General features: G+C 64.5%; 24 protein-coding genes. 5 read left to right on the top strand and 19 right to left on the bottom strand.

What is annotated here, in order from left to right; translation table 11 throughout:
- The first annotated feature begins 1 nt into the window (after position 1).
- A complete protein-coding gene (locus tag MKK04_RS06250) occupies positions 2 to 3478 on the top strand; it encodes a hybrid sensor histidine kinase/response regulator (protein WP_241106348.1) in 3477 nt (1158 codons plus the stop codon).
- Here MKK04_RS06250 and rmuC read toward each other — a convergent pair.
- Both rmuC and MKK04_RS06240 read right to left on the bottom strand, forming a co-directional pair.
- On the bottom strand, positions 3450 to 4823 hold the full coding sequence (rmuC, locus tag MKK04_RS06245; RefSeq protein WP_207829543.1) for a DNA recombination protein RmuC: 1374 nt from the start codon (positions 4821 to 4823) through the stop codon (positions 3450 to 3452). The two genes, MKK04_RS06250 and rmuC, sit on opposite strands and share 29 nt — an antisense overlap.
- A 292-nt stretch (positions 4824 to 5115) precedes the next feature.
- On the bottom strand, positions 5116 to 5535 hold the full coding sequence (locus tag MKK04_RS06240) for a tetratricopeptide repeat protein (RefSeq protein ID WP_241106347.1): 420 nt from the start codon (positions 5533 to 5535) through the stop codon (positions 5116 to 5118).
- Positions 5536 to 6485: 950 nt separating this feature from the next.
- Between MKK04_RS06240 and MKK04_RS06235 the strand changes: the two genes are divergently transcribed.
- The 3 genes from MKK04_RS06235 (at position 6486) to MKK04_RS06225 (ending at position 8874) form a co-directional block, all read left to right on the top strand.
- The gene (locus MKK04_RS06235; RefSeq protein ID WP_003257337.1) at positions 6486 to 6710 is read left to right on the top strand and encodes a hypothetical protein; all 225 of its coding nucleotides are present in this window, start codon (positions 6486 to 6488) and stop codon (positions 6708 to 6710) included.
- A 249-nt stretch (positions 6711 to 6959) separates the two neighbouring features.
- Complete coding sequence (locus tag MKK04_RS06230; RefSeq protein WP_025338041.1) at positions 6960 to 7442, top strand: hypothetical protein; 483 nt, start codon at positions 6960 to 6962, stop codon at positions 7440 to 7442.
- A gap of 145 nt (positions 7443 to 7587) precedes the next feature.
- Entirely contained in the window at positions 7588 to 8874 is a 1287-nt protein-coding gene (locus MKK04_RS06225; RefSeq protein ID WP_241106346.1) for an OmpP1/FadL family transporter, read from the top strand.
- A 42-nt stretch (positions 8875 to 8916) separates the two neighbouring features.
- On the opposite strand, the gene MKK04_RS06220 is transcribed toward MKK04_RS06225, so the two are convergent.
- Positions 8917 to 9846: a LysR family transcriptional regulator gene (locus MKK04_RS06220; protein ID WP_241106345.1), complete on the bottom strand. Its 930-nt coding sequence runs from the start codon at positions 9844 to 9846 to the stop codon at positions 8917 to 8919.
- 114 nt (positions 9847 to 9960) lie between these two features.
- On the opposite strand from MKK04_RS06220, the gene MKK04_RS06215 reads away from it, so the two are divergent.
- Positions 9961 to 10221: a DUF2798 domain-containing protein gene (locus MKK04_RS06215; RefSeq protein WP_207829272.1), complete on the top strand. Its 261-nt coding sequence runs from the start codon at positions 9961 to 9963 to the stop codon at positions 10219 to 10221.
- 22 nt (positions 10222 to 10243) lie between these two features.
- Here the strand turns inward: MKK04_RS06215 and MKK04_RS26495 are convergent, their stop codons facing one another.
- From MKK04_RS26495 to cobO, 16 genes are all read right to left on the bottom strand, one after another.
- Positions 10244 to 10372 carry a hypothetical protein gene (locus MKK04_RS26495; RefSeq protein ID WP_272493179.1) on the bottom strand — a complete coding sequence of 43 codons (129 nt, stop codon included), beginning with the start codon at positions 10370 to 10372 and terminating at the stop codon, positions 10244 to 10246.
- Positions 10373 to 11021: 649 nt separating this feature from the next.
- Positions 11022 to 11573: a glutathione peroxidase gene (locus tag MKK04_RS06210; protein ID WP_207829274.1), complete on the bottom strand. Its 552-nt coding sequence runs from the start codon at positions 11571 to 11573 to the stop codon at positions 11022 to 11024.
- 46 nt (positions 11574 to 11619) lie between these two features.
- Positions 11620 to 11742 (bottom strand): hypothetical protein, encoded by a 123-nt coding sequence (locus MKK04_RS26490; RefSeq protein ID WP_267933606.1) that lies wholly within the window; start codon positions 11740 to 11742, stop codon positions 11620 to 11622.
- The gene (locus tag MKK04_RS06205; RefSeq protein ID WP_243434036.1) at positions 11739 to 12941 is read right to left on the bottom strand and encodes an MFS transporter; all 1203 of its coding nucleotides are present in this window, start codon (positions 12939 to 12941) and stop codon (positions 11739 to 11741) included. The genes MKK04_RS26490 and MKK04_RS06205 overlap by 4 nt, the downstream gene beginning before the upstream one ends.
- 61 nt (positions 12942 to 13002) lie before the next feature.
- Positions 13003 to 13407 carry a MarR family winged helix-turn-helix transcriptional regulator gene (locus MKK04_RS06200; protein ID WP_207829276.1) on the bottom strand — a complete coding sequence of 135 codons (405 nt, stop codon included), beginning with the start codon at positions 13405 to 13407 and terminating at the stop codon, positions 13003 to 13005.
- Between the two features lie 165 nt (positions 13408 to 13572).
- Positions 13573 to 14694, bottom strand: coding sequence for a glycoside hydrolase family 5 protein (locus tag MKK04_RS06195; RefSeq protein WP_442793807.1), 1122 nt, complete (start codon positions 14692 to 14694; stop codon positions 13573 to 13575).
- A gap of 228 nt (positions 14695 to 14922) precedes the next feature.
- The gene (locus MKK04_RS06190; protein WP_241106344.1) at positions 14923 to 15645 is read right to left on the bottom strand and encodes an adenosylcobinamide-GDP ribazoletransferase; all 723 of its coding nucleotides are present in this window, start codon (positions 15643 to 15645) and stop codon (positions 14923 to 14925) included.
- Between the two features lies 1 nt (position 15646).
- Positions 15647 to 16213 (bottom strand): histidine phosphatase family protein, encoded by a 567-nt coding sequence (locus MKK04_RS06185; RefSeq protein ID WP_207829281.1) that lies wholly within the window; start codon positions 16211 to 16213, stop codon positions 15647 to 15649.
- Positions 16210 to 17265 (bottom strand): nicotinate-nucleotide--dimethylbenzimidazole phosphoribosyltransferase, encoded by a 1056-nt coding sequence (gene cobT, locus MKK04_RS06180; RefSeq protein ID WP_241106343.1) that lies wholly within the window; start codon positions 17263 to 17265, stop codon positions 16210 to 16212. The genes MKK04_RS06185 and cobT overlap by 4 nt, the downstream gene beginning before the upstream one ends.
- Positions 17262 to 17783, bottom strand: coding sequence for a bifunctional adenosylcobinamide kinase/adenosylcobinamide-phosphate guanylyltransferase (gene cobU / locus MKK04_RS06175; RefSeq protein WP_241106342.1), 522 nt, complete (start codon positions 17781 to 17783; stop codon positions 17262 to 17264). The genes cobT and cobU overlap by 4 nt, the downstream gene beginning before the upstream one ends.
- Before the next feature lies 1 nt (position 17784).
- Positions 17785 to 19239 (bottom strand): cobyric acid synthase, encoded by a 1455-nt coding sequence (locus MKK04_RS06170; RefSeq protein WP_207829303.1) that lies wholly within the window; start codon positions 19237 to 19239, stop codon positions 17785 to 17787.
- A complete protein-coding gene (cobD, locus tag MKK04_RS06165; RefSeq protein WP_241106341.1) occupies positions 19236 to 20228 on the bottom strand; it encodes a threonine-phosphate decarboxylase CobD in 993 nt (330 codons plus the stop codon). Before cobD ends, MKK04_RS06170 begins: the two co-directional genes overlap by 4 nt.
- Positions 20221 to 21129: an adenosylcobinamide-phosphate synthase CbiB gene (gene cbiB, locus MKK04_RS06160; protein ID WP_241106340.1), complete on the bottom strand. Its 909-nt coding sequence runs from the start codon at positions 21127 to 21129 to the stop codon at positions 20221 to 20223. Before cbiB ends, cobD begins: the two co-directional genes overlap by 8 nt.
- Positions 21126 to 21776: a 5,6-dimethylbenzimidazole synthase gene (gene bluB, locus MKK04_RS06155; protein ID WP_063911553.1), complete on the bottom strand. Its 651-nt coding sequence runs from the start codon at positions 21774 to 21776 to the stop codon at positions 21126 to 21128. The genes cbiB and bluB overlap by 4 nt, the downstream gene beginning before the upstream one ends.
- On the bottom strand, positions 21773 to 23068 hold the full coding sequence (locus MKK04_RS06150; protein WP_063911552.1) for a cobyrinate a,c-diamide synthase: 1296 nt from the start codon (positions 23066 to 23068) through the stop codon (positions 21773 to 21775). The genes bluB and MKK04_RS06150 overlap by 4 nt, the downstream gene beginning before the upstream one ends.
- Positions 23065 to 23676 carry a cob(I)yrinic acid a,c-diamide adenosyltransferase gene (gene cobO, locus MKK04_RS06145; protein WP_013971375.1) on the bottom strand — a complete coding sequence of 204 codons (612 nt, stop codon included), beginning with the start codon at positions 23674 to 23676 and terminating at the stop codon, positions 23065 to 23067. The genes MKK04_RS06150 and cobO overlap by 4 nt, the downstream gene beginning before the upstream one ends.
- Positions 23677 to 23699 lie beyond the last annotated feature (23 nt).

The raw sequence follows: 23699 nt of genomic DNA, 5'->3' as shown, positions 1-23699 counted from the left end.
CATGTCGTTGTCCAGCGGGCTGATCGCCGTGGTCGCCCTGGCCTATATGGCCATCATGTTCGCCATCGCCTTCTACGGCGACCGCCGCAGCACGCCGTTGCCGCCGAAGCTGCGTGCCTGGGTGTACAGCCTGTCGCTGGCCGTGTACTGCACCAGCTGGACCTTCTTCGGCGCGGTCGGCCAGGCCGCCGAACAGCTCTGGGCATTCCTGCCGATCTACCTGGGCCCGGTGCTGCTGCTGATCTTCGCGCCCTGGGTGCTGCAGAAGATGGTGCTGATCAGCAAGCAACAGAACATCACCTCGATCGCCGACTTCATCGCCGCGCGCTACGGCAAGTCGCAGTCCCTGGCGGTAGTCGTGGCGCTGATCTGCCTGGTCGGCGTGCTGCCGTACATCGCCTTGCAGCTCAAGGGCATCGTGCTCGGCGTCAACTTGCTGATCGGCGCCAATGCCGACGCCACAGGCACCCGCGTGCAGGACACCGCGCTGGTGGTATCGCTGGTACTGGCACTGTTCGCCATCGTCTTCGGTACCCGCAGCCTGGACGTGACCGAACACCACCGTGGCATGGTCCTGGCAATTGCCTTCGAATCGCTGATCAAGCTGCTGGCCTTCCTCGCCGTCGGCATCTTCGTCGTCTTCAACCTGTATGACGGCTTCGACGACCTGTTCAACCAGGCCCGCCAGTCGATCCACCTGCAGGACTATTGGCAGGAGACCATCAACTGGCCGTCGATGGTGGTGCAGACCGCCGTGGCGATGATGGCGATCATTTGCCTGCCACGGCAGTTCCACGTCACCGTGGTGGAAAACATCGAACCCCAGGACATGCGCCTGGCGCGCTGGGTGTTCCCGATGTACCTGGCGCTGGCCGCTTTGTTCGTGGTGCCTATCGCCCTGGCCGGGCAGATGTTGCTGCCGGGCACGGTGATCTCGGATTCGTTCGTCATCAGCCTGCCGCTGGCCGAAGCACACCCGAGCCTGGCCCTGCTGGCATTCATCGGTGGCGCCTCGGCGGCAACCGGCATGGTCATCGTCGAGGCCGTGGCGCTGTCGACCATGGTCTCCAACGACATGCTGCTGCCCTGGTTGCTGCGCCGTACCAACGCCGAGCGGCCATTCGAGGCGTTCCGCCACTGGATGCTCTCGGTTCGCCGGGTGACCATCGTGGTGATCCTGCTGCTGGCCTATGTCAGCTACCGCCTGCTGGGCTCCACCGCCAGCCTGGCGACTATCGGCCAGATCGCCTTTGCCGCCGTGACCCAGCTGACCCCGGCCATGCTCGGTGCGCTGTACTGGAAGCAGGCCAACCGCCGTGGCGTGTTCGCCGGCCTGGCCGCAGGTATTTTCCTGTGGTTCTACACCCTGGTGCTGCCAATTGCCGCGCACAGCGTGGGCTGGTCGCTGCAGCTGTTCCCAGGGTTGGCGTGGCTGCACGGCAACCCGCTGAATCTGCCGATCAGCCCGCTGACCCAGGGCGTGGTGCTGTCACTGGCGGGCAACTTCACCCTGTTCGCCTGGCTCTCGGTGCTGTCGCGCACACGGGTTTCCGAGCATTGGCAGGCCGGCCGCTTCATCGGCCAGCAGACCAGCGCCAGGCCCAGCAGCAAGCCGCTGCTGGCGGTGCAGATCGACGACCTGCTGACCCTGGCCTCACGCTTTGTCGGCGAGGAGCGCGCCCGGCAGAGCTTCATCCGCTTCGCCTACCGCCAGGGCAAGGGCTTCAACCCCAACCAGAACGCCGATGGCGACTGGATCGAACACACCGAACGCCTGCTGGCCGGTGTACTCGGCACCTCATCGACCCGCGCCGTGGTCAAGGCCGCCATCGAAGGCCGCGACATGCAGCTGGAAGACGTGGTGCGTATCGCCGACGAGGCCAGCGAGGTGCTGCAGTTCAACCGCGCCCTGCTGCAAGGCGCCATCGAAAACATCAACCAGGGTATCAGCGTGGTCGACCAGAACCTGCACCTGGTGGCCTGGAACCGCCGCTACCTGGAACTGTTCAACTATCCCGACGGGCTGATCAGCGTGGGCCGGCCGATTGCCGACATCATTCGCTACAACGCCGAGCGTGGCCTGTGCGGCCCCGGCGAGGCGCAGGTGCATGTGGCGCGGCGCCTGCACTGGATGCGCCAGGGCCGTGCGCACTCCTCCGAGCGCTTGTTCCCCAATGGCCGGGTGATCGAACTGATCGGCAACCCAATGCCGGGCGGTGGCTTCGTCATGAGCTTCACCGACATCACCCCGTTCCGCGAGGCCGAGCAGGCCCTGCGCGACGCCAACGAAGGCCTGGAGCAACGGGTGGCGGAGCGTACCCACGAGCTGTCGCAACTGAACCAGGCGTTGTCCGAAGCCAAGAGCCGTGCCGAAGCGGTGAGCCAGTCCAAGACCCGCTTCCTGGCCGCGGTCAGCCACGACCTGATGCAGCCGCTGAACGCTGCCCGGCTGTTCTCCGCCGCCTTGTCGCAGCAGGCCGAGGGCATGAATGAAGAAGCCCGGCAACTGGTACAGCACATGGACAGCTCGCTGCGCTCGGCCGAAGAGCTGATCAGCGACCTGCTGGACATCTCGCGCCTGGAAAACGGCAAGATCACCCCGGATGCCAAGCCCTTCGCCCTCAACGAACTGTTCGACACCCTGGGCGCCGAATTCAAGGTGCTGGCCGCCGAGAAGGGCCTGGAATTCCGCCTGCGCGGCAGCCGCCTGCGGGTGGACAGCGACATGAAGCTGCTGCGCCGGGTACTGCAGAACTTCCTGACCAACGCCCTGCGTTATGGCAAGAGCCCGATCCTGCTGGGCGCACGGCGCCAGGGTGAACAGTTGTGGCTTGAGGTGTGGGACCGCGGCCCGGGCATCGCCGACGACAAACTGCAGGTGATCTTCCAGGAGTTCAAGCGCCTGGACAGCCACCAGACCCGCGCCGAGAAGGGCCTGGGCCTGGGACTGGCGATCGCTGATGGCCTGTGCCGGGTACTTGGACACAAGCTGGAAGTGCGCTCGTGGCCGGGCAAGGGCACGGTGTTCCGCGTCAGCGTACCGATTGCCCGCCAGGCCGCGCCGGTGCCCAGCGCCCCAGTGGAACAGGGCGGCCAGCCGCTGGCCGGGCTGCAGGTACTGTGCGTGGACAACGAAGACAGCATCCTGATCGGCATGAACAGCCTGCTCAGCCGCTGGGGGTGCCAGGTGTGGACCGCGCGCAACCGCGCCGAATGCGAAGCCCTGCTGGCCAAGGGCATGCGCCCGCACCTGGCGCTGGTGGACTACCACCTGGACGACGGCGAGACCGGTACCGGGCTGATGGGCTGGCTACGCGCGCGCCTGGGTGAACCGGTGCCGGGCGTGGTGATCAGCGCCGACGGCAGCAAGGAAACCATCGCCATGGTGCATGCCTCGGGCCTGGACTACCTGGCCAAGCCGGTCAAGCCGGCGGCCCTGCGCGCCCTGCTCAATCGCCATCTGAGCCTGGTTCAGTAAGCGCTTCGTCCGGCAACGCCTCGTCGGACAGCGCCCGCTCCAGCAGGTCGGCCGGCAGGCTCTTGCTGGCACGGGCGCCCAGCAGCTTCAGCTGTTCGCTGCGGCTGACCAGGTTGCCGCGCCCTTCGCACAGCTTGTTGCGCGCGGCGGCATAGGCCTTGTCCACCTGCTGCAAGCGGTTGCCCAGTTCGTCCAGGTCCTGGATGAACAGTACGAACTTGTCGTACAGCCAGCCGGCACGCTCGGCGATCTCGCGGGCGTTCTGGCCCTGGCGTTCCTGCTTCCACAGGCTGTCGATCACCCGCAGGGTAGCGAGCAAGGTGGTCGGGCTGACGATCACGATCTGCCGGTCGAAGGCTTCCTGGAACAGGTTCGGCTCGGCTTGCAGGGCCGCCGAGAAAGCTGCCTCGATCGGCACGAACAGCAGCACGAAATCCAGGCTATGCAGGCCTTCGAGGCGATTGTAGTCCTTGCTCGACAGGCCTTTGACATGGCTGCGCAGCGACTGCACATGCTGCTTGAGCGCAGCCTCGTCGTTGCCGGCGACGAACTGCTGGTAGGCGGTGAGGCTGACCTTGGCATCCACCACCACCTGCTTGTCACCGGGCAGCATGATCAGCACATCGGGCTGGAAGCGCTCGCCGTCTGCGCTCTTCAGGCTGACCTGGGTCTGGTATTCGCGGCCCTTTTCCAGGCCGGCATGCTCCAACACCCGTTCGAGGATCAGTTCCCCCCAATTACCCTGGGTTTTCTGCCCTTTCAGGGCCTGGGTCAGGTTGGTGGCTTCATCGGACAGGCGCAGGTTGAGTTGCTGCAGACGCTCCAGCTCCTTGCCCAGCGAGAAGCGTTCGCGGGCTTCCTGCTGGTAGCTTTCCTCCACGCGTTTTTCGAAGGCCTGGATACGCTCCTTGAGCGGGTCGAGCAACTGGCCGAGATGCTGCTGGCTAGTCTGGGCAAAGCGCTGCTCGCGCTCGTCGAAGATTTTGGTGGCCATGTCGGCGAACTGGGCGCGCAGGGTATCGCGGGCTTCCTGCAGGTCCTCCAGACGCTGCTGGTGGCTTTCCTGCTGCTCGCGCAGTTCGGCGTCCAGGCGTGCAGTCTGGGCCTCCAGGCGGCGCAGTTCGGCTTCGCGGTTGGCGCGCTCGAGGTTCCAGGCGTGGGCGGCGTCCCGGGCGTTGTCGCGTTCGATCTGCAGCAGTTCCAGCTCACGGCCCTGGGCGGCCAGCTGGGTCTGCTTGACGGTGTTGGCTTCGCTGAGGTCGCTGACCTCGTCGCGGCAAGCGTCCAGTTGCGCCTGCAGGCCGGCCTGGGCCAGCTGGGCAGCATTGAGGCGCTCTTCGAGCAAGGCCTGCTCGCCTTGTCGCGCGCCCTGTCGGCGCTGCACCTGCATGACCCAACCCAGGCAGGGCAATGCACCTGCCACCAAGCCCAGCAGAATGCTGGCCAGATCCACTGTCATGCTTACCCCGAATGATCCTGGATGAATGCAGCGCAGCTTATCAGCCTGAGCGATGTGTTGCCTGTTCCGGCCTCTTCGCGGGTAAACCCGCTCCCACAGGGATTGCACAGTATCCGAGGTATAGCTATTCCGGTGGGAGCGGGTTTACTCGCGAAGAGGCCAGAACAGGCAACCCACCTCAGGCACGGAACCACTGCCTCAAAAGCCGCCGCGCTTCCTGCAACCCCTGCCCCGCCGCCAGCTCCAGCCAGTACCGCGCCTGCTCCGGCTCGCTGTGCTGGCAAAGCCGCGCATACTCCAGTTGCGCCCGCCGATCACCGGCGCGGGCGGCCTGACGCAGCAGTTCATGGCCAATACGCCGGTCACGGGCATTGCCGCAATCACGACACAACATCTGCCCCAGGCGGCTTTGCGCCACTACCACACCCTGGCGCGCCGGCTGCTTCAACAGGCGCCCGGCCAGGTGCTTGACCTGCGGCTTGTCACCCAGGCGCGGGTTGTCGAGCAGCCACAAGGCCACTTTGAGGGAGAAACGTTTGGGGGGAGGCGCAGGCGTCGATGCAGCGGGGCTGGCGAGGTGTTTACCGCGAAACTTCATGAGCAACAGGTTTGGCAACTCGAAAGGCGCGCCACTCTACCCTTTTTTCAGCGCCCTGGCCTTTCGATTTCCGGAGAATTGAAAAAATTTTCAACGATCTTTTCTTGACGTTTTCAAGTGGATGACCAACGGGTCTCTCCGAGCATGTCGATTGTCGGACAGTTCGCTGTATTGCTGGCACGCCCGTCCTAGAGCAAGCGCGTGGGACAATCCACAGTTCCTGTGGATAACTCGGTGGACAACCCCCTCCCATACCCCGCAAACCCCCGTAAATTGGGGCTTTCGGTCAAACTGACGATTTTTTCACCAGCTAAAAATAGTGTTTTTTTTCATTGACTTAACCGCCCAGTCAAGGCATTGGCGAGGCTGTCGCGGCGTGTTGCCGGGCAGTTACAAGCGCTGCCCGGAATGTGAACAAGTGCACCATAAACCTTCACTTGAGTGCACAAAATCGGTACATCAGGCCGGTTGCGGGCCTTTTACCCCCTCTTCCCAGCGGTGCAAATACACGCCATACTGCTCGGCTCACCCGAACAAACATGAAAGGCTTGCCAAGCGCCTGTATTTTCGGTAAGGTGCCGCTCGTTAGTACCAAGCTGAAAGTCAATTCTGGCCTCAAGTGTCCTTGCAGACCTGCTCCCCCCAAGAGTGGCGCTGCTGAAACCAGGACCGGCCTTTTCGATGATTCACTCGCCAGCCCTGCGCTGTTCAAGCACGAATCACGTGACAATTGATCAGGATCCCACACCGACGGCCTAGAACCTTGGCCCCGGCGTGCTGCCTGCCCTCTGAAGTACCTACCAGTCAGCCCATGCGCCCACTTTTGATTGCGCTCCCTCTGGCTGCCCTGTTCCAGTCAGGTTCGTTCGTCCCTTAATAAAGGCGTCACTGGAACGTTTCTATCATGCACGGATCATAACCCCGTGTTTAAAGCAGGAACCTCCAACAATATGCAAACTCATCATCAGATTCAGGCTGCCATTGGCACCCTCTCCCAGGCCTTCTCGCCGTTGAAGTGCCTTATCGTTGCCCCTCGCAAAGGCAGCTTCAGCTTCACCCTGGTAGACGAACACGGCGTCGCCTGCCACACCGAGCGCCTGTACCCCGAACAGTACAGCCGCAGTGAACCGCTGCAGGCGGTCATCGCCCGAACCCGCCAGTCGCTCACCGCGTGAGCGGCGAATACTGCGGTATTCAAGCGCTGAATCATTCCATCGCAAGCCTGCCTGAATGTTCCAGGCATAATTGCCTTAAGGCATATAGCCCGGTACGTCAGGCAGCAATTGATTTAAAAACAGCCCTTTACACCACGATTATCACACTAGACTTCAACTCGAGCGGTGCTTACCGCTTCCGGCGGGCCTGATCACTCACCAGCTGCCAAGCTCCAGCGCCCGTCCGGCCCTTACCTGCTCGAGGGCATCATGGGTATCGCGGCGAATGAATTGTGTCAGTATGTGATACGACCCACTCTGGTCTACCTGAACCGTCACTGCGCCAGCGCCGAAGCCTTGTTGCTGGGCATCGCCGCCAGCCAGTCGGCCCTGGGGTCGGCCTTGCACGACCGACGTGGGCATGGCCTGTACCGCATCGGCGAACACCGCCACCAGGCAATCTGGGACGACTACCTTGCCCGTGACCCCGACCTGGCCAGCCTGGTCCGCGGCCTGGCCAGCCAGCACGCCTTCCTCGGCGGCCCGCATCTGGAACTCACCGTCAACCTGCGCTATTCCACAGCCATTGCCTGGATGCTCGTCGAAGAGCAGGCCACGCCACTGCCTGCCGCCGACGACCTTCTCGCGCTGGCACGGATCTGGCGACAGATTTTCAACCCCCAAGGTCGCCTGCGCGACTTCACCCACGCCTGGCATACCTGCATAGACCAGAGATTGCCGCAGGCATCTTAAGACGTGTCCTACAAAGTACCCGGAAAAAAGGGAATTTTGGTCGGATTGTCCTACAAAACCGCTCTATCTCCTGCGATTGAGGCTATAGCGCGGCGCGTGAATTGTTGGTAGCTTTTCGCCCCGGAGATCCCAAGGAGTTCTAATAATGAAAAAAGTAATGCTCAAAGCCTCCCTCGGCGTTGCCGTTGCACTTGCTTCCAGCCAACTGCTCGCCGCAGGCTTCGCGCTGAACGAACAAAGCATCAGCGGCATGGGAACCGGTTTTGCGGGACGTTCGTCTTCTGCCGAAGATGCCAGTACGGTGTATGGCAACCCTGCAGGCATGTCGCGCCTGAAGCGCGAACAGGTCACCGTGGGTGGCGCAGCCGTCATTGCCAAGTCTGATATTTCGGGTCGTGGTAGCAATTTCGGGGGGGAAACCGATGGCGACATGGTCCCGGTCGTGGGCGTGCCCATGGGTTACTACGTCAAGCCGATCGATGATCATTGGAGCGTTGGTTTCGGTGTTTACGTGCCATACGGCCTGATCACCGACTACGGTAGCGATGACGCGGCCCGCTACTGGGGCAAGAAGAGCAAGGTCGAGGTTGTCACCTTCCAGCCAACCATCAGCTACGCCTTCAATGACAAGGTGTCGATCGGTTTTGGCCCGACCATCAACCGCATCAAGGGTGAGCTGGGCTCGAACCTGAGCAGCAAAGCCTTCCCTCCGGTCGTGGGCGGAGGCCCGGATGGAGAAATCAAGATCAAGGGCGACGACACCGCGATCGGTTACAACATCGGCGTTCTCGTACAAGCCACAGACCGCACCCGTCTGGGTCTGACCTATCACTCGATGGTCGACTACAAGCTTGAAGGTGATACCCGTGTTTCCTACCCGATTCCCCAGCTTGGTCTGAACGGCAAGTTCGACGCCAGCCTGAAAATCAAGACGCCGGAATCGGTGGACTTCTCGGTCACCCATGAACTGGATGACCACTGGACGCTCTATGCCGGTAGCACCTGGACACGCTGGAGCCGCCTGGAGAGCATCGTTGTCAAGAACGAAGCACCAGCGGGTTACCCACTGCAGACCATCACCGAAGAGCAGAACTGGCATGACACCTGGGCACACGCCATTGGTGCGGCCTACAAGGTGAACAAGGAATGGACCCTGCGTGCAGGCTTCTCCGTCGACCAATCGCCGACCAACAACCACGATCGTTCGCCGCGCATTCCTACCGGCGATCGTAAGGCAGTCAGCTTTGGTGCCGGTTGGAGCCCGAACGATGACATGACCATCGATGTTGCCTACTCGTACCTGTGGGAAGAGGATACCAAGGTCAACAATGTGTCCGGTTCGCCGACACAACAGGCGTTGAAAGGCACCTATCAGGCCAAGTATGAGAACAGTGCTCACGGTATCGGTGCATCCCTTACCTACCGCTTCTGATTCGTACGCGTTACATGAAAAACCGCCCTCGTGGCGGTTTTTTCATGCCTGCATCTGCCAGCTGTCGCCCAGGCATTCGCGCAGGTAGTCCATGAACACACGCACTTTAGTGGTCATGGCGAAGCGGTCGGCCAGGCACAGGTAGATATCCATCGGTTCGGTCTGGGCATAGGCCTGGCCGCTATCGCTGTATTCGAACAACGGTACCAGCGCCCCAGCGGCCAGATACGGCCGCACGATGAACTCGGCCAAGCGGGTGATGCCGCCATCGTGCAGTGCCATCTGGGTCAGGGCATCGATGTCGTCGCTGATCAGGACACTGCCGAACTCTGCCTCGAACCGCAGCCCGTCGCGCATGAACCCCCAACGCAGGAAGCGCCCATCCACCGGGTAGCGGAACACCAGGCAGCGGTGGTCACGCAAGGCCTCGGGCGTGGCCGGCACGCCGGCGTCTTGCAGGTAACCGGGCGAGGCACAGCAAATGAACGGGATACGGGCGATGTGCCGGGCCAGCAACTGTTCTTCCAGTTGTGGGGCAATGCGCAGGCTCACATCCACATCTTCCCGCGCATGGTTGACCCGGCGATCAGTCGTTACCAACTCTATCGAAAGCAGGGGGTAGCGGGCACTGAATGCGGGTATCAAGGGTGCCAGGACGTGGCGACCGAAGGCGGACGTCGAGGCAATGCACAGCCGCCCCTGGGGTTCGCTGTCGGGGGTGGTGACGGCCTGTTCGGCCAGGGCCAGGTCGCGCTCGATGTGCCTGACGCGTTGGTAGTACTGGGTACCGGCGGGCGTCAGCGCCATACTGCGTGTGGTGCGGCTGAGGAGGCGAACCTGCAAGTGGCCTTCCAGGCGTGCCAGGTTCTGGCTGACCGCGGCCGGGCTCAGGCCCAGGTTGCGGGCGCCGGCGGCGATACTGCCGGCTTCGACCACCTTGATGAAGCAGCGAATGGCATTGAGCAGGTCCATGCTGAGCCCCTGGATTCGTAAGAATCTCTTTATAAAGAACTCAATACGACTGGTCTACAGGTGCTGCCCGGTGCGTTGCTAACCTGCGCCTCTACTCATCTTTCAGGAGTTCGCATGAGCAACCTGCCCCAGGCACGCAGCCGACGCAAATTGCACCCGGGCGCCACGCCCTACGTTTTTGCCTTCTACATGTCGTCGATCATGGCACTGTTGATGTGTTTCGTGATCACTGCAGCGAATGCGGGGGTCAACCCCGAATACCTCGGCAACGTGCTGAAGGCGTACCAGTTGGCAATGCCTGTGGCGTTCGTTTGTGTGTTGATGGTCAGGCCGGTGGTGGTGCGGTTGGTGGCGATTACGGTGCATGCAAAGTGAAATAACCCGAAACCCGGCCACGTTACCTGCTTTTGACTTTGATCTTGATCTTGATCTTGATCTTGATCTTGATCTTGATCTTGATCTTGATCTTGATCTTCGCGACTTCAGGAGGCCGAACGCAGGCCTTGCGGAGGGAGGTGACGGGCATGGATGCCCGTCAAGCGCTGGGCCCCAGGATGGGGCCTGCAGCGCGGTCCTCCCGGGAGCAAGGCCGGAGTGAGGGAACCCCGGAGCGCAGCGCAGGGGCCGGATGATGGGAGCGCAGCGTTTTTTGGTTACTTTTTGTCGCGTTTGACAAAAAGTGACTCGCCGTAAGGGCGAAAAGGTGAATCCGCGTCGCCATCGTAAATGGACTATGCGCGAGATCAAAACCAGCACTTTTCCGCTCTTCGCTCTTCGCTCTTCGCTCTTCGCTTTCAAGCGTGGGCATCAACAATGGGGTCAACATTCATTTTCGAAGGTGGCGCTTATTCACCCTTCCGCCCTTACGGCGGGTCACTTTTTGTCAAACGCGACAAAAAGTAACCAAAAAACGCTGGCTCCTATCATCCGGCCCCTCCGCTGCGCTACGGGGTCCCCTCGCTACGGGCTTGCTCCCGGGAGTACGCGCTGCAGGCCCCATCCATGGGGCCCAGCGCTTGACGGGCATCCATGCCCGTCACCTCCCTCCGCAAGGCCTTCGCTCGGCCTCCTGAAGTCGCAATCGGCGGCGCCTGAACTATCGCGCGCTTAGAAGCAAGAGCAAGAGCAAGAGCAAGAGCAAGAGCAAGAGCAAGAGCAAGAGCAAGTGCAGCCAGTTATGGCTGCGAGGCAATAGCCTTTTCGATAGCAGCCCGGAACGCAGGATCATCCGGCTTGGTCAGGCTGGAGAAGTTGCCGATCACCTTGCCCTTGCGGTCCACCACGTACTTGTAGAAGTTCCACTTCGGTGCACTGCTCTGGCTGGCCAGTTCAGCGAACAGCGGTATCGCATCCGTGCCCCGCACCGGCTGCGTCTTGGTCATGGTGAACGTGACACCGTAGTTGGCATAGCAGACCTTGGCGGTCTTCTCGCTGTCCGCATCTTCCTGCTTGAAGTCGTTGGATGGCACGCCAAGCATTTCCAGGCCTTGTTGGTGATATTCCTTGTACGTCGCCTCCAACCCCTCGAACTGCGGCGCAAAACCGCAATAGCTGGCCGTGTTCACCACCACCAGCGGCTTGCCGGCAAAGCGCTCGCACAGGTCAACCTGCCCCTTGCCACGCAGCTCCGGCAGGCTGCCCTGCAACAACGCCGGGCAATCAGCAGCCCAGCTCGATGCGCTGGCAAGCAGGGCCAGCACCGGCACCGTCAACCAATGTGCACGCATGACTCGTTTCTCCCGCAAGACAATCCTCGAACTTGCAGGGTAGCGCCTAACAAACACTCATGCCCAGCTGCATCAACGCCATCCCGCCCTTGTGCCAGCCCCACCACACCAGCGCCAGCAGTAACAAGGCGGCGCCGGCCAGTAGCCCCCTAGCCAGGTAGCGGTTCATGCGGCCTGGGCCTGCAGGCGGGCGACCGGGCGTTCGCGCACGGGCCAGCTAAGGGCGGCGGCCAGCAGGCTGAGCAAGATGGAAATCTGCCAGACCAGGTCGTAGCTGCCGGTGCGGTCGTACACCACCCCACCCAACCAGCCACCCAGGAAGGCGCCCAGTTGGTGGAACAGGAAGACGATGCCGCCAAGCATGGACAGGTTGCGCACGCCGAACACCGTGGCCACGGTGCCGTTGGTCAGCGGCACCGTGGACAGCCACAGCAGGCCCATGGCAATGCCGAACAGGTAAGCACTGAATTCAGTCACCGGCGCCCAGAGGAACAGCACGATCACTACCGCACGCAGCAGGTACAGCCCGGTCAGCAGGCGCGGCTTGGACATGCGCCCACCCAGCCAGCCGGCGGTGAAAGTACCGACGATATTGAACAGGCCCACCAGCGCCAGCACCGTGGTACCGGTGGTCGCGGCCAGGTGCTGGTCGACCAGGTAGGCCGGCAGGTGCACGCCAATGAACACCACCTGGAAGCCACAAACGAAGAAGCCCAGCGCCAGCAACCAGAAGCCGGAGTGCGAGCACGCCTCGCGCAGGGCCTGGCCCAAGGTCTGTTCGGCGCCATGACTGGGCAACGGGCGATCGCGCAACAGGCCGACGAAAGGCACGATCAGCGCCACCAACAGGCCCAGCACCAGCAACGCAGCGGACCAGCCCAGCCACTGGATCAGGCCGAGGGTGCCCGGCAACATGGCGAACTGGCCGAAAGAACCGGCAGCGCTGGCAATGCCCATGGCCATGCTGCGCTTCTCCGCCGGTACGGCGCGCCCGACCACGCCAAGGATGACCGAGAACGAGGTACCGGACAGGCCGATGCCGATCAGCAAGCCGGCGCTCAGCGACAACGACCAGGCCGAGTCGGCCATGCCCATCAGCACCAACCCGGCCGCATAGAGAATACCCCCAATGATCACCACCCGCGCCGCGCCCAGGCGGTCGGCCAGGGCGCCAGCGAACGGTTGCGCCAGCCCCCAGATCAGGTTCTGCAAGGCAATGGCGAAGGCGAACACCTCACGCCCCCAGCCAAAATCGGCGCTCATTGGCGCCAGGAACAGGCCGAAGCCGTGCCGCACACCCAAGGATAGCGCCAGGATCAACGCTGCTCCCACCAATACCCACCCGCTGGTTCGCCACACCGAAGTCATTGTTATCTCCAGCACATCGCAAGGTTTTTACGGGTACATACCCGCTTATAGTCGTATCAATTCAAGCCAGTTGATCCAGCAAGCGCACCAGTTCATCCCGCTGCCCTGCCCCCAGCCGTTCCACCAGATCGGCCTGGGCCTGTTCCCAGGCCGGATGGGCAGCGCGCAGCAGTTGCGTACCGGCCTCGGTCAGCAGCACCACGCGGTTGCGCTGGTCGTCGCCATCGGCCAAGGCCACCAGCCCTTCAGCCTCCAGCACCCGCAGGTTGCGGCCCAGGGTACTGCGCTCCAGGCCCATGGCCTCTGCCAAGGTGGTGATACTGGGGCGGTCGAGCCGCTGCAGATGACGCAACAGGGAAAACTGGGCGACATTGACCCCAAAGCCGGCAAGGGCTTCGTCGTAATGCCGGCTCACCCCACGGGCGGCACGACGCAGATGGGTACAGATGCATTCACTGGTCAGCATGGATACGTGTATATACCCGCATCATGTGTGTTGCAAGAGATTTCATGATTACCGACGCCCCTCAGCCCTAAAGTCTGTCAGATTGCGTTGACGGGACCCTGTGGGAGCAACTGGCTTGCCGGCGATGTGCCGCAAAGCGGCCCCCAATGACTTAGCTGGCAGGCACTACCCTCTGCCTGGGTTCAAGCGCCTGAGAATCGGCTCGAACTCCACCGTAGCCTTGCGCGCCAGCGGGTCTGGAGCGCCCTGCTCGATGGCCTGCCAATAGCGCCACGGCACCTTGGCCGAGCCCAGCTCGTAGTCCATACCGTCCCAGTTATCTTCACGGAAGCTGTAAAAGGCCCAATGCAACCGGTGGCGATCCAGCACGCTGAGCACGTCTTCCAGGTATTGCCGGCAGCCCGGCAACCTGCGCATGCAACCGAACTCACCCACCACCAGCCGCGAGCGGGGCACCTTCATGGCCTCGGCCCAGTCCAGCGGTTGGTGCAGGTACTGCGCCACACGCTGGCCATCCCACTGCTGCGTTTGCCCCGCGAACGGTGCCGGGCCGGGATAGGCGATGGGTTGCTTGCGCGTCATGTTCGGTGCACTGGTCACCAGATAGGGCTCGTACATGTGCACGCTGTACAGCACCCGCTGGTCTTCCACAGGTGCCGGCCAGTAACCGAAGGCGTCGGCGGCGGCGAACCAGCCGGCATCGAGCATGACCGGCGTGTCCGCATCCTCCTCGCGAATGGCCACTATCAACTGCCGATACAGGGCGGGCAGGTCACGCGCAGTGCCCTGCTGCCGTGCATACCACTGCTGCATTTGCCCGGGGTCGGCATGCTCGGCCAGGCCACCTTGCTTCTCCGGCGCGGGCTCGTTGACCAGGTTGTAGGCGGCGATGGCCGGGTGACCTTTCAGCTCACGGGCCAGATCCCGCCAGAAGGCCGCAGCCTGCAACCAGTAGCGTTTGTCTTGCCAGAGGCGGTCGTCGAACTGGCCCTGGTTGTTTTGCGACCAGCGCATGCCGGGTAGCGAAAGCGGTGCTATGACCACCTTGAGGCCGGCCTGATGGGCACGGTCGAGAGTGGCTCGCAGCGTGGCCAGGTCGGCGGCAGGCAGGCCTTGGTAGGCATCGGCATCGCCGAGGAGGAAGTCGCGTTCTGCCGGCTGCCATTTGTCGTAGGACAGCCGCACCCAGGTCGCGCCATAGCCGCTCAGGGCGTCGAAATAGACTTGCTCGGGTGGCAGCCGGTTGAAGCTGTTGCCGCCGTGGCGTGGGGTGTTCCAGAAATCCATGAGATCGGCTGCCAGGGCTGCAGGCCCCATGGCCACCAACAACGCGGCGAGAATGACATGACGCATGGTGCGAACACTCCTCGACAGTTAGCGAAGGGGCAAGCATACGCCAGTGACAAAATGCCGGCTCTTGCTGAGTTTTTCAGGAATTTGCCAGCACGTTAGGCTCAGAACCCCCCTACAGCATCCTGCTTGCGTTCCTACAGGGCCAGCGTCCTGAGCAAGAGCTCAGAGGCCCAACGCCAACCCCAGCATCACGGTCAGTTCGAGCAACTCCAGCATTGCACCAGCGGTATCGCCGGTAGTCCCGCCCAGGCGCCGGCACATCAATTGTCGCAACCAGGCAAACACCGCCAATGCCAGCACCACGATCCATCCACCCAGGACCAGGCAGAAGAGCGCACAGCCCAGCAGCACCCACCCGGCCGCAGGCCGAGGCAGGTGCTCGGCCAGCGCCTGCCCCAAACCGCCCTGTCGCACATAAGGCGTGCTCAGGAACAGCCCGAGCATCGCCGCCCGCCCGATCAGCGGTGCAAGCAGCAACTGCATGCCAATGCCCTGCTCGACCAGCACCCACAAGGCGCAGAACTTCAGCAACAGCACCAGCACCAGGGTGACCACGGCAATCGGCCCGCTACGCGGGTCTTTCATGATCTGCAAAGTGCGTTCGCGGTCACCAAAACCGCCCAGCCAGGCGTCAGCACTGTCCGCCAGGCCATCCAGGTGCAAGGCGCCACTGAGCAACACCCACAACGTCAGCAGCAGGGCCGCGTGCAGCGGCGCCGGCGTGCCCTGCAGGAAATGGCTGGCCAGCCACAGCAGCAAGCCGAACAACAACCCGACCAACGGGTACCAGAGCAGCGAACGCCCCACCTCACGTGGCGCCGGCATGCCCGGCAGGCTCACCGGCAGGCTGCTGAGAAACTGCAAGGCAATCCACAACGGCAACATCTCAGCGCCCCTCCACCCACTGGCCGTCATCACCCGGCACCAGTCGCATCAGCGCAGCGTGGCCAACTTCGACCTGCAGCAACTGCGCCCTCGGCAGGCCACGAGCACGGGCCAGCAACAGCCGCATCACGCCGCCATGGGTGACCAGCAGCACACGCTTGCCAGCATGCTGACGGCTCAGGCGCTCGACAGCCGCCAGCACACGTTCGGCGAACGCCTCGACCGGCTCGCCATTGGGCGGCGTAAACGCATAAGGGTCCGCCCAGAAGCGCCCCAGCGCGTCCGCCTGGTCTTCCATGATCTGCGCCGCACTACGGCCCTCCCAGTCGCCAAAATGCAGCTCCTGCAACGCCGCTTCGCGCTGTACGGGCAGGTTAAGGCGCTCGCCCAGTTCCTCGGCAAAACGTGCACAGCGCTGCAACGGCGAACTGACCAGCACCTCCCACGGGCCGGCCTCGGCCACGGCGTCACGCATCTGCGCCCAGCCTTTGTCGGTCAGGGCATCATCAAGGCTGCCACGCAGGCCGCCCTGCTCCGTTTCACCATGGCGCAGCAGGTCGAGGATCATGCCGGGCGGTCCGCCACCGCCGCCTCGGCGAAGGTCGCCATCTGCCCGTGCAGCGCACAGGCCAGGCGCAACAGCGGCACGGCCAGGGCAGCCCCACTGCCCTCGCCCAGGCGCAGGCCCAGGGCCAGCAACGGCTCGGCCTGCAACGTGTCGAGCACGGCTTTGTGCCCAGGCTCTGCGCCTTGGTGGGCGAACAGCAGCCAGGCCCGGCACTGCGGGTTGAGGCGCACCGCCAGCAGCGCGGCGACGCTGCAGATGAAGCCGTCCACCAGCACTGCGATACCCGCCTGCGCGCAGCCCATGTAGGCACCGGCCAAGGCCGCGATCTCGAAACCACCGACACAGCCCAGCGCCTGCAAGGGATCGTTGGCGCTGAGGCCATGCAGGCTCAGCGCGCGCTCGATAACCTCGGCCTTGTGCCGCACCCCGGCGTTGTCCAGGCCGGTACCCGGGCCACTCGATTCAGCCGGCGGGCAGCCCAGCAGGACACTGGCCAGGGCGGCGGCTGCCGTGGTGTTGCCAATCCCCATCTCGCCACCGATGAACAGCTGCGCGCCCTGTTCGGCGGCGCGCAGGGCACTATCGCGACCGGCCTGCAGGGCGGCCTGCAGCTGGCCTTCGGTCATCGCTGGCTGGCGGGCAAAGTTGGCGGTACCGGCGCCCAGGCGCAGATGACGCACGCCAGGCAGCTCCAGGTGCGGGTCGATGGTGCCCAGGTCGACGACCTCCAGGCTGGCCTGCAGCTGGCGCGCCAGCACGCTGATCGCCGCGCCACCGCCGACGAAGTTGCGCAGCATCTGCCCGGTCACCGCTTGCGGGTAGGCCGAGATGCCTTCCTCGACCACACCGTGGTCACCGGCAAAAATGCTGATTGCAGCGTGATCCAGCGTTGGCCGCTCACGCCCCTGCAGGCCGGCCAGCTGAATGGCCAGGCCTTCCAGCTGGCCGAGCGAACCGGCAGGTTTGGTCAGCTGCTGCTGACGGGCGCGGGCCTGGTCCATGGCGGCGTTGTCGAGGGGTTGGCAGGCGTCACGCCACCAGGCTTGGGTCATAGTGCAGGTCCTTTGAGCATTAGGGGCAGGCCGGCCACGGTCAGCACCACACGCTGACAGCGCTCGGCCACGGCCTGGTGCAGCCAGCCGGCCAGGTCGACATAGCGTCGGGTCAGCTCGCCCATGGGCACGACGCCCAGGCCGGTTTCGTTACTGACCAGGATGACCGTGCCCGGCAACTGTTCCAGGCAGGCCAACAGCGCATCACGCTCCTCGGCCAGGCGCTGGTCGTCTTCGAGCATCAGCAGGTTGGTCAGCCACAGGGTCAGGCAATCCACCAGCAGGCAGCGCCCTTCGGCCGCTTCGGCGCGCAATACCGCGGCCAGTGCCAGGGGTTCTTCGATCAATCCCCAGTCATCGGGGCGACGCTGGCGGTGCAGCAGCACCCGTTCGTACATTTCACCATCCAGCGGCTGGCTGGTGGCGATGTAGGTCACCGGCAAGCCACTGGCGCTGGCCAACTGTTCGGCCAGCCGGCTCTTGCCCGAGCGGGCACCGCCGAGGATCAGGTTGCGCATGTCAGGCCACCCCACAGAGCTGGCGCAGGCGCGCGGTGTCCAGGTGCTTTTCCACCAGGTCGGCCAGGCGCTCGATGTCGCGTTCGCGCAGGGCCTCGTAATCAATGACCTGCACCTCCTCCAGGCCAGCCCAGCGCAGCAACGCCGCGCACGACTGGCTGCCTTCGAACAGGCCGTGCAGGTAGGTGGCAAGTATCTGGCCATCGGCACTGACAGCACCATCGCAACGGCCATCGGCAAGTTGCACGGCAGGCTGCTCCAGGGCTGGCCCCGTGGTGACGCCGGCATGAATTTCGTAACCGGCAATCGGTACTGCTTCGAGGTTCAGGGTGCCGGCAACGTTGCGCAGTTGCTTCTCGGCTTCGAGCACCGTGGCGTAATCGAACAGGCCAAGCCCCGGGCTGGAGCCTGCGGCCCCTTCAAGACCAAGCGGGTCATGCACTTCGCGGCCCAGCATCTGCAGGCCACCGCAGATGCCGATCAGCTTGCCGCCATAACGCAGGTGCCGGTCAATGGCCTGGTCCCAACCGCGCTCACGCAGTTGTGCCAGGTCGCCGCGCACACTCTTGGAGCCCGGCAGGATGATCAGGTCGGCAGCCGGAATCGCCTGGCCCGGGCCGATGAACTGCAGGTCCACCTGCGGGTGCAGGCGCAGTGGGTCGAAGTCGGTGTGGTTGCTGATGCGCGGCAGCACCGGGACGATCACCTTGAGCACGCGCTCGGCCTTTGCCCCTTGGCGCGCGTCAATGCCGTCTTCGGCTTCCAGATGCAGATCGGTGACATATGGCAGCACGCCCAGCACCGGCTTGCCGGTGCGCTGCTCCAGCCAGTCCAGCCCCGGCTGCAGCAAGGCGATGTCGCCGCGGAAGCGGTTGATGACAAAGCCCTTTACCCGCGCCTGCTCACTGGGTGACAGCAGCTCCAGCGTGCCCACGAGGTGGGCGAACACGCCACCGCGATTGATGTCGGCGACCAGAATCACCGGGCAGTCCACCGCTTCGGCAAAGCCCATGTTGGCGATGTCACCGGCACGCAGGTTGATCTCCGCCGGAGACCCCGCGCCTTCGACCATGACCACCGGCCAGGCAGCGCTCAGGCGCTGATGCGAAGCCAGCACCGCCTGCATGGCGATAGCCTTGTAGTCGTGGTAGGCCACTGCATTCATGCTGGTGACGGCACGGCCATGGATGATCACCTGGGCGCCGGTGTCGCTGTTGGGCTTGAGCAGCACCGGGTTCATGTCGGTGTGTGGCTCCAGCCGGCAGGCCTGGGCCTGCACCGCCTGGGCCCGGCCGATTTCACCGCCGTCAGCGGTCACCGCGCTGTTCAGCGCCATGTTCTGCGGCTTGAACGGGACCACGCCGACACCCTGGCGCAACAGCCAGCGGCACAGCGCGGTCACCAGTGTGCTCTTGCCTGCATCGGAGGTGGTGCCTTGCACCATGAGGGTGGTCATGCCGTTTCCTTTTGATAGGCCGCCAGAGCCTGGGCCAGGCGCTGTTCGTCCGCCGCACAGGCCGGCAGCCCAAGGCGTAGCGCCGGCGGCTGCTCGAACAGGCGCACCAGGATGCCGCGGCGAGCGAGAAAGTCATGCAGTTGCGCAGCATGCTCGCTGCGCACGTACTGGAACAGGTCGCAACCGCCGCTGGGCGCCAGGCCGGCGCCGCGCAACAGCATAGCCAGCCGCTGGCTGGCGGCAGCACAGCGTTCGACCTGCACACGCTGGGCGGCGTGGTCGGCCAGGCTGGCCTGGGCCAGCACCCGGGTCGGGCCATTGACGGTCCACGGGCCAAGCAACTCGGCCAGGCGCAGCAGCAGGCTGCGTTCGGCGGCAACGAACCCCAGACGCACGCCGGCCAGGCCGAAGAACTTGCCGAACGAGCGCAGCACGATCAGCCCCGGGCGCTCGGCACAATCAACCACGCCATCCGCCGGGGTGTTGTCCATGAACGCTTCGTCGACCAGCAGCCAGCCACCACGGGCGGCCAGGCGTGCGTGCCAATCCAGCAGGCGTTCTCGCGGCACCCGGCGGCCGGTGGGGTTGTTGGGGTTGACCAGCACCAGCACGTCGAGGCTGTCGAGCGTCGCCTCGACCTGCGCTTCGTCCAGCTCCAGCAACTGGTGCCCCGCCCGTTGCCAGGCGTATGGGTGCTCGGCATAGCACGGCGTCAGCACCCCAACCCGGCCGGCTGCGCGCAACAGCGGCAAAGCCTGGATCGCAGCCTGGGAACCGGCCACCGGCAGCAATTGGCGGGCGCCGTAATACGCGCGCGCGGCGTCCTCCAGGCCATCCTCCGTCTCCGGCAGGCGAGCCCAGGCCTCCATGGGAATCGGTGGGATCGGGAAAGGCCATGGCGCAATGCCGCTGGACAGATCGAGCCACTGCTCACGGGCGATGCCGTATTGCCGTACCGCCCGCAGCAGGCGGCCTCCGTGTTCAAGCATTGATATAGGCCCCCAGGCAGATCACCAGCAGCCACAGCCACACGCCGCGCTGCACCAGGCTCCAGCCACGCTCGATGGCGTCGGCGTCGGCCATGGGCCCGTCACCCAGGCGTGGCCGCTCATGCAGTTCGCCGTGGTACACCGCCGGGCCACCGAGCTCCACCCCCAACGCGCCAGCACCGGCGGCCATCACCGGCCCGGCATTGGGGCTGTCCCACAGTGGGCCCTGCTTGCGCCAGCAGGCCAGGGCCAGGCGGGTCTTGCCCAGCAGCGCGTAGGTCAATGCCACCAGCCTGGCGGGAATATAGTTGAGCACATCGTCGACGCGCGCCGCGCACCAGCCGAAGCGTTCGAAGCGTTCGTTGCGGTAGCCCCACATGGCATCCAGGGTATTGCTCAGGCGGTACAGCACCACGCCCGGCGCACCGGCCAGCACGAACCAGAACAGCGCGGCGAACACCGCGTCGCTGCCGTTCTCCAGCACCGATTCGGTGGCCGCCCGGGCCACGGCGGGCTCGTCCAGTTCGCGGGTTTCGCGGCTGACCAGGTAGCCCACACGGCGCCGCGCTTCCTGCAGGTCGCCCTGGCGCAAGGCACTGGCCACCGTTAACACGTGTTCGCCCAGGCTGCGCAGCCCGACGGCGCAGTACAGTGCCAGCACGTCGACCAGCCAGCCGATGTACGGCAGCCAGGACAGGATCAGCACCACCAAAGTAAGCGGCACCACGGCCAGGAACCACGCGCTCACCCCGTGGCTGCGCCAGCCGCGCCCACCGGCATTCAGGCGGCGCTCGAGGTTACTGGCCATGTTGCCGAAGGCCACCAGCGGGTGGCGCCGCTGCGGTTCGCCCAGCAAGGCATCCAGGGCCACGCCGGCCACGGTCAGCAAGGCCACGCTCATTGGCGTTCTCCCCATTGGTTCTCAAAGAGCATTTCACTCAAGGGCCGTTCCTCGGCCCAGTTTTCCAGCACCAGCATCGGTGCCGGGTAGAACTCGGTCACCGGCCCCAGGCACAGCACCGCGACGGGCTTGGCCCCGGCCGGCATGCCCAGCAGCGCTGCCAGCGCCTGCGGGTCGAACAGCGACACCCAGCCCATGCCAAGGCCTTCGCCACGGGCTGCCAGCCACAGGTTCTGGATGGCGCAGGCCAGCGAGGCCAGGTCCATTTCCGGCAGGGTGCGGCGGCCGAAGATATGCGGCTCGCGGTTGTCCATCAGGGCGGCCACCAGCAGTTCGGCGCAGTCGTTGATACCCTCCACCTTCAGTTTCATGAAGGCGTCGGAGCGCTCGCCCAAGGCTTCGGCGGTACGCACCCGTTCTGCTTCCACCAGGGCCTGGATACGGGCGCGCAGGTCGCGTTGGGTGATGCGGATGAAGCGCCAGGGCTGCATCAGCCCGACACTTGGCGCCTGGTGCGCGGCGGCCAGCAGGCGGCCCAGCACCTCCGGGGCCACCTCGCCACCGGCGAAATGGCGCATGTCACGGCGTTCGCCGATGGCCCGGTAGATCGCGGCGCGCTCGGCGTCGCTGTAGGCGTGTTCACTCATGGTCGCAACAGCGCCGCCGCCGCATCCGGGTTGGAGGGGAAGTAGAAGTGCACGTAGGAAGCCGTCAACCGTCCCAGGCGGTACACCGCTTCGTTGCCGCGACCACCGTTGGGGCTCAGGCCACGGGCGATCGGTTCCAGTGCGGTACTGGTCAGAGAATGGTGATAGGTGTGACCGCGCAGGATGCCTTCCGGCATTTCCACCGCCTGCAGCGCCAGGGCCGCCAGGCGCTTCTGCATGGTCGCTTCACCCGGCAGCAGGCCGAGCAGCTCGGCACGCTCGCCGGCTACGTCAGTCAGGGCGTCGAGCAGGTACAGCATGCCGCCGCATTCGGCCAGCAACGGTTTGCCTTGGGCGTGATGGGCGCGGATCGCTTCGCTCATCGGCGCGTTGGCGGCCAGGGCGTGGTGGTGCAGCTCGGGATAACCGCCCGGCAGGTACAGGCTGTCCACTGCCGGCAATTCGTGGTCATGCAGCGGCGAGAAGAACTCAAGCTGTGCGCCCAGGTTGCGCAGCAGGTCGAGGTTGGCGCCATAGGTGAAGGCAAACGCCTCGTCCCGCGCCACGCCGATGCGCACACCGGTCAACGACGCAGCACTGGCTTGCGGATCGGGTTCGGCAAAGGTCACTGGCGGCGGCAAGGCAGCATCGCAACTGGCACCCAGCGCCTCGGCAGCGGCGTCCAGACGGGCGTCCAGGTCGTTCAGCTCGCTGGCCTGGACCAGCCCCAGGTGGCGGCTGGGCAACTCGATACCGCGCTCACGGGACAAACCGCCATACCAGCGCAGGCCTTCGGTCAGGCTGCCTTCCAGCAGTTGTGCGTGGCGCAGGCTGCCTACCCGGTTGGCCAGCACACCGGCAAACGGCAGGTCCGCCTGGTAGCGTGCCAGGCCCAAGGCCAGGGCGCCGAAGGTCTGGGCCATGGCCGTGCCGTCGATTACCGCCAGCACCGGCACGCCGAAGTGACGCGCCAGGTCGGCGCTGGACGGCGTGCCGTCGAACAGCCCCATCACCCCTTCGATCAGGATCAGGTCGGCCTCACCGGCTGCTTCCCACAGCAGGCGGCGGCTTTCCTCGGCGCCGATCATCCACAGGTCGAGCTGGTACACCGGCGCGCCGCTGGCCCGCTCAAGAATCATCGGGTCGAGAAAGTCTGGCCCGCACTTGAACACTCGCACCTTGCGCCCGAGGTTGCGATGCAGCCGGGCCAGGGCGGCAGTGACGGTGGTCTTGCCCTGGCCAGAGGCCGGTGCCGCAATCAGCACGGCGGGGCAGTGGCGCGGCTGGCTCACAGTTCGACGCCCTTCTGTGCACGGATGCCGGCCTGGAAGGCGTGCTTGAGCATGCCCATCTCGGTCACGGTGTCGGCCAGTTCGATCATCTCGGGTTTCGCGGCACGGCCAGTGACGATCACATGCTGCATCGGTGGGCGGGCCTGGATGTCGGAGAGCACCTGGTCAAGGTCGAGGTAGCCATGCTTGAGGGCGATGTTCAGTTCGTCGAGCACCACGAACTGCACGCTCGGGTCTTGCAGCAACTGGCGCGACACAGCCCAGGCCGCTTCGGCGGCGGCGATGTCACGCTGGCGGTCCTGGGTTTCCCAGGTAAAGCCCTCGCCCATCACGTGGTAGCGCACCTGCTCGGGGAAGCGGCGGAAGAACAGCTCTTCGCCGGTGCTGTTGCGGCCTTTGATGAACTGCACCACACCGCACTGCATGCCATGGCCCAGGGCGCGCGCGAGCATACCGAAGGCCGAGCTGCTCTTGCCCTTGCCATTGCCGGTCAGCACCAGCAGCAGGCCGCACTCGTTGGGGGAATTGGCGATGCGTTCGTCGATGATCGCCTTCTTGCGCTGCATGCGCGCCAGGTGGCGTTCGTCGCGTTCGGTGGATTCGCTCATCAGGGTTCTCCGCTGGCTGGCGC

The sequence above is a fragment of the Pseudomonas sp. LS.1a genome, assembly GCF_022533585.1.
Taxonomy (GTDB): Bacteria; Pseudomonadota; Gammaproteobacteria; order Pseudomonadales; family Pseudomonadaceae; genus Aquipseudomonas.
Note: the sequence above shows the minus strand (reverse complement) of the source record. Positions and strands in the feature narration are given on the sequence as shown.

Excerpts from the sequence above, each read along its gene's own strand:
- MKK04_RS06240 (WP_241106347.1), bottom strand. The coding sequence starts at position 5,535 with ATGAAGTTTCGCGGTAAACACCTCGCCAGCCCCGCTGCATCGACGCCT.
- MKK04_RS06235 (WP_003257337.1), top strand. The coding sequence starts at position 6,486 with ATGCAAACTCATCATCAGATTCAGGCTGCCATTGGCACCCTCTCCCAG.
- MKK04_RS06200 (WP_207829276.1), bottom strand. The coding sequence starts at position 13,407 with ATGCTGACCAGTGAATGCATCTGTACCCATCTGCGTCGTGCCGCCCGT.
- bluB (WP_063911553.1), bottom strand. The coding sequence starts at position 21,776 with ATGAGTGAACACGCCTACAGCGACGCCGAGCGCGCCGCGATCTACCGG.
- MKK04_RS06185 (WP_207829281.1), bottom strand. The coding sequence starts at position 16,213 with ATGATCCTCGACCTGCTGCGCCATGGTGAAACGGAGCAGGGCGGCCTG.
- MKK04_RS06215 (WP_207829272.1), top strand. The coding sequence starts at position 9,961 with ATGAGCAACCTGCCCCAGGCACGCAGCCGACGCAAATTGCACCCGGGC.
- MKK04_RS06205 (WP_243434036.1), bottom strand. The coding sequence starts at position 12,941 with ATGACTTCGGTGTGGCGAACCAGCGGGTGGGTATTGGTGGGAGCAGCG.
- MKK04_RS26495 (WP_272493179.1), bottom strand. The coding sequence starts at position 10,372 with ATGCCCGTCACCTCCCTCCGCAAGGCCTGCGTTCGGCCTCCTGAAGTC.
- MKK04_RS26490 (WP_267933606.1), bottom strand. The coding sequence starts at position 11,742 with ATGAACCGCTACCTGGCTAGGGGGCTACTGGCCGGCGCCGCCTTGTTA.
- MKK04_RS06220 (WP_241106345.1), bottom strand. The coding sequence starts at position 9,846 with ATGGACCTGCTCAATGCCATTCGCTGCTTCATCAAGGTGGTCGAAGCC.
- MKK04_RS06195 (WP_442793807.1), bottom strand. The coding sequence starts at position 14,694 with ATGGATTTCTGGAACACCCCACGCCACGGCGGCAACAGCTTCAACCGG.
- MKK04_RS06225 (WP_241106346.1), top strand. The coding sequence starts at position 7,588 with ATGAAAAAAGTAATGCTCAAAGCCTCCCTCGGCGTTGCCGTTGCACTT.
- MKK04_RS06190 (WP_241106344.1), bottom strand. The coding sequence starts at position 15,645 with ATGTTGCCGTTGTGGATTGCCTTGCAGTTTCTCAGCAGCCTGCCGGTG.
- MKK04_RS06170 (WP_207829303.1), bottom strand. The coding sequence starts at position 19,239 with ATGACCACCCTCATGGTGCAAGGCACCACCTCCGATGCAGGCAAGAGC.
- MKK04_RS06210 (WP_207829274.1), bottom strand. The coding sequence starts at position 11,573 with ATGCGTGCACATTGGTTGACGGTGCCGGTGCTGGCCCTGCTTGCCAGC.
- cobD (WP_241106341.1), bottom strand. The coding sequence starts at position 20,228 with ATGCTTGAACACGGAGGCCGCCTGCTGCGGGCGGTACGGCAATACGGC.
- cobT (WP_241106343.1), bottom strand. The coding sequence starts at position 17,265 with ATGACCCAAGCCTGGTGGCGTGACGCCTGCCAACCCCTCGACAACGCC.
- MKK04_RS06250 (WP_241106348.1), top strand. The coding sequence starts at position 2 with ATGTCGTTGTCCAGCGGGCTGATCGCCGTGGTCGCCCTGGCCTATATG.
- cbiB (WP_241106340.1), bottom strand. The coding sequence starts at position 21,129 with ATGAGCGTGGCCTTGCTGACCGTGGCCGGCGTGGCCCTGGATGCCTTG.
- MKK04_RS06230 (WP_025338041.1), top strand. The coding sequence starts at position 6,960 with ATGGGTATCGCGGCGAATGAATTGTGTCAGTATGTGATACGACCCACT.
- cobO (WP_013971375.1), bottom strand. The coding sequence starts at position 23,676 with ATGAGCGAATCCACCGAACGCGACGAACGCCACCTGGCGCGCATGCAG.
- cobU (WP_241106342.1), bottom strand. The coding sequence starts at position 17,783 with ATGCGCAACCTGATCCTCGGCGGTGCCCGCTCGGGCAAGAGCCGGCTG.